The sequence below is a fragment of the Sulfuricaulis sp. genome, from assembly GCF_049587675.1.
Taxonomy (GTDB): Bacteria; Pseudomonadota; Gammaproteobacteria; order Acidiferrobacterales; family Sulfurifustaceae; genus Sulfuricaulis.
The window spans coordinates 1-1,536 of sequence record NZ_JBAVEJ010000033.1 but is presented as its reverse complement, the minus strand read 5'-3'; the positions used below and the strand labels follow the sequence as shown (position 1 = coordinate 1,536).

Sequence of the window (1,536 nt, the reverse complement as noted above, 5' to 3'; positions counted from 1 at the left end):
GGCGCCGGCCTCGTTGCCTTATCGTGTCCAACACCGGCCGCTCCTGCAGGAGCTTCAACGTTGCGTACGCGGCCGCCACGCCCGGCTTATTGTTGGTGAAAGTCCCGCCCTGAGCTACACCGTGGCCGATGATAGACATGATATCGCGTTTCCCGCCGAAGGCGGCCACCGGATAACCGTTCCCCAACGCCTTGGCATACGTGGACAGGTCAGGTCGGATCTTCAAGTGCTCCTGGGCACCGCCGTTGGCGATTCGGAATCCGGTCTTGACCTCATCCAGGATGAAGACCGCGCCATGCCGATCGCACTCGCTGCGGATGAGTTCCAGGAAGCCAGGTTGCGGCTCGATCGCACCGCAGTTGCCCTGACAAGGTTCGGTGATGACCGCTGCAATCGTATCGCCAGCCGAGCGCATGACTCGCTCAAACCCCTCGAAATCGTTGAACGGTAGTGTGATCACGAGTTCGCGCAGGCCGTGCGGGATCCCGGACGAGGCCGGCACGGGTATGGGATTGCGCCGGTTGCCGTAAGCCTCGACCGGCGCGTACGTGGACCAGAGCGTGTGGTCTTGAAAGCCGTGGTAGTTGCCTTCGAATTTGACGATGACCTCGCGCCCCGTGTACGCCCGCGCCACGCGCAGGGCGTGCATGGTCGCCTCGGTGCCGGAACACGCCAGGCGCACCATCTCGACTGCAGGCACCATCTCAACGATCATCTCGGCAACGGCGACCTCCAATTCGCCGGTCATGGCAAACAGCACGCCTTTTCGAATCTCGTCGATGACGACCGAGTCAACTTCGTCGTAGGCGTGGCCGAGGATCACGGGCCCAAATGCCAGGCGGTAGTCGATGTATCGCCGGCCATCCACGTCCCATAGGTAAGCGCCTTTGGCCCTTTCCACGTAGGGCGTGATCCCCTGCCCCCAAAAACGGAAGTTCGAATTCACCCCCAATGGAAGCACACGTTGCGCACGGACTTGAAGAGCCTGGGTCTTGGGACCGAATAGGTTCATATCGCCTCGGTGTCAGCTGTGAATCGAAGGTTTCTCCGAGCGGCGGGATTTGACCGCGCGTTCCGGTACCCGCCATTGGTAGACGTCCTTTAGCACGAGCGGCACGATGGATGTCGTTGTCTTTCGCACACCGGGCACCTTCCGGATCACCTCGGTGACGAAATGGTAGATATCCGCCGTATCCTTGGCAACCACTTGGACACTGATGTCGTTCTGTCCGATGCTGCACGCCACATAAGTGATGCTGTCAAAGGTCGTCAGCTTTTTTGCGACCTCGAGGATTCGGTCTGATTCGACCTCGACCCACACATCGGCCTTGATATCCCACCCGAAGGCCGAGGGGTTCACGATGGCGCTAATCTTGAGCACCCCGCTCGTCACCATCCGGTCAATGCGGTAGCGGACGGCGCGCTCCGAGATGCCCCCTATGCGGTGCGCAATCGCGGATGCAGCTGCGCGGCCATCCTCCAGTAGGGAATTGACAATACGTATATCGATTTTGTCGAATTCGTACATATTTCTCT

2 protein-coding genes are annotated in these 1,536 nt (G+C 60.0%); both read right to left on the bottom strand.

All coding sequences use genetic code 11. The annotated features are described in order from the left end of the window. On the bottom strand, window positions 1–1,012 hold a 1,012-nt coding region (gntE, locus tag WB402_RS01425; RefSeq protein ID WP_424205027.1), incomplete at its 3' end, for a guanitoxin biosynthesis PLP-dependent transaminase GntE. Window positions 1,013–1,024: 12 nt separating this feature from the next. After that, window positions 1,025–1,536: Lrp/AsnC family transcriptional regulator (locus WB402_RS01420; RefSeq protein ID WP_424205025.1), on the bottom strand; the 512-nt coding region annotated here is incomplete at its 5' end.